Genomic DNA, 1,942 nt, shown 5'->3' on the forward strand with positions numbered 1-1,942 from the left:
TCGTAGCACCTTGGCACCCGATGCGGATGGCCGCAACGGCAGTCAAGATGCGATCTCTCTGCGGCCTGATTGATCACCTGCTCAAGGCGGAGGAAGTCAATTTCGGCGACCAGCGGCTCTTTTTTGCCGATCTTCGGTCTGAACTCGCGCACCCTTACTATCCGGAGGCGGTCCCGGGTTTCACGGGGGGTGAAGCGGTTCTCCTGACGGAGACGAGCACACTCAACGATTACAGCTTCATGGAACGGCCGGTTCGCGATCCCTCGGAAGCGTCCACCGATGTGGATCCGGCCGAGGCTGCGCGTGAGATCCGCGGGTTGATCGGCCGTTATCTCGACTTGCAGCCGCATGAGCGCGCCAATTTGAGCATCATGCTCTACAACTGCGATGCTGCGGGCCTGCCACTGGCCACGGTCAACGCGTTGGGGTCAGTTCACGAAGACGAGGTCCACTGCAACGTCCTCGTCCGCCATCGAGACCGTTCCAAGCTCAACAAGGTCTATACCGATCTGCTGGACCAGTCCGGCAACGATCCCGACGCAATCGTCGTCAGTGAAACCTCGCTCAATTTCATGTCGAAGCTCAGAATCGGGGTGATGCTTGAAGGCAGCACAGGGCGCCGGGCGCCTGACGAGCGCAGCGTAGACGTAGCGTTCCTGCATGATGTCGTATCGCGTCAGGCCAGGGAGGCCTGGTTTTCGGTCCCGCGCAACGACGACACGGACCCCTCGATCGCCGACCACGTGCCGCCTCGCTGGTCGTATCGCCGGGTTGTTGGAGAAGAACAACTCACCGCTACAAGCTATCTGGTTTCGCCCCGCCAACCTCGGGTCGGCTGGTCCTATCTCGACGCTTTGGCGGCCGTGATCCGCAAACAGTCACATCGCGACAACGAGCATTACCTGCCCGCGCGTCAGATCTCGCTGCAGGACCATGGCCTGGAGGCAATGTTCAAGGATGTTCACGGCCTGGCCGAGTGGGTCGCCACTTATGACGACCTCCTCGACAAGCGGCAGCTCATGGCACAGGGCATCAAGGTCATCCGGTATCGGCGCGAACGCACGCACGGCCGCAACATGGTGGTGTCCTCGACCTCGGACCTGCGCGTCCTGCCGGTGCTTGTCCGTCGACGCCTTGATCAACTCAGCCTCGGGCTTAGCGACGAGCGTCTATCTGCGCTTGCCGAGAGAATGATCGCCGATGCGACGGCCATCTCTGGCGATGTCATATTGCGTGCGGCCAAGCGCGGCGTATCAGCGGGGGAGTTGATAGGCCTGGTTCTCAGTCGTGCACTTGTTGCTGAGGAGCTTTTGAAGCGTCCGGCGTCGTGGTTCCTCCTGGACGACTACGCGCAATGGCTGGGCCAGCGAGAGGAAGGAATTGCCGACATCCTTGCGCTCAGCGTCGACCCGGGGCCTGATGGGCGCCCAAGGCTTCGCGCTGTTGTAACCGAAGCGAAGTATGTCGAGGCCAGTGGTCTGGCGGAAGCCAAACGTCATTCCAGCCAGCAGTTGCGACAGACAATGCGCCGGATCGAGGACGCGCTTTTCGGTGATCCGGGGCGGCTTGACCGTGACCTATGGCTTTCACGTCTTGCCGACATCCTGCTCGATGAACCGTCCGCTTTGACCGCGAGCTTTTCGCTCGAGGAGGTGAGGAACGGGATCCGCAACGGCACGGTGGAGATCGATCTAAAGGGCTATTCCCATATTTTCGTTTCGGGCCCCGCCGACGCGGCTGGCTCCCCCGGCGATCAGGACGAAGTGACCGAGGTCCGGGGGTTGCAGGAAATCTACACGCGTGAAGGTCTGCGGCAACTGATCACGGCCTATGAGGCTTCTGAACCGTTGATGCCGGTCAGAAGCGCGCTGGGAGACCGCAGGCCGTGGGAAACATCTGAGTTTCGCGCGCCGGCACCGCGCGTTCGCTGGACTACCAAGAG

1 protein-coding gene is annotated in these 1,942 nt (G+C 61.4%); it reads left to right on the forward strand.

Annotated features, from left to right (window positions below):
- Window positions 1-26 precede the first annotated feature (26 nt).
- Window positions 27-1,942, forward strand: a 1,916-nt coding sequence (locus EOA13_RS36975; RefSeq protein WP_206535371.1) for a hypothetical protein, incomplete at its 3' end; no start/stop codon positions are given.

It is taken from the genome of Mesorhizobium sp. M7A.F.Ca.US.011.01.1.1, assembly GCF_003998295.1.
Lineage (GTDB): Bacteria > Pseudomonadota > Alphaproteobacteria > Rhizobiales > Rhizobiaceae > Mesorhizobium.